General features: G+C 33.5%; 1 protein-coding gene. It reads left to right on the top strand.

All coding sequences use genetic code 11. The annotated features are described in order from the left end of the window. Positions 1-69: 69 nt before the first annotated feature. A partial coding sequence (locus tag HC175_RS17410) for a glycosyltransferase family protein (protein WP_209310056.1) occupies positions 70-514 on the top strand: 445 nt, incomplete at its 3' end.

Here is a 514-nt window from a genome sequence, read left to right as displayed (position 1 = left end):
CATTTAGGTCAAAAAGAAGCTCCACCCATCGAAAAAAAGTGAATCGTCAATTTTTGAAATACCCCACAAATGACTAAAATTTTATTCCTGATAGATACACTTCAGACGGGTGGTGCGGAAAAAAGTTTGCTCGAAATAACTAAACGGTTTAAGAAATATGAACCTATATTTATTCATTTATTCGAAGGAGATGGTTTGAAAGAACAATTTCAGCAGGAGAACATCCAGACCATTTCTTTAGGTTTGCCTGCTTCTTTTGAAGTTAAAAAAGTTGCCAGTCATGTTATACCAATCGTCCGGGAGATACAACCGGCTTTGATTCATTCCACCCTTTTTCATTCTGATTTAGTCTCCAGGTTTCTGAGAAAGAAATATAATTTTCTTACTATAAATAGCTTTGTAAACAATTCCTATAGTAAAAGAAGATATGAAGAGCTTGACTTGAAATCGAAATTCAAATTATTGATTATTCAACAATGGGACCGAGTGACTTCGAAAAATGTAGATTTTTTTA

The organism is Salinimicrobium oceani, from assembly GCF_012037645.1.
The sequence above is the reverse complement of the archived record's forward strand: the minus strand, read 5'-3'. Positions and strand labels throughout refer to the sequence as shown.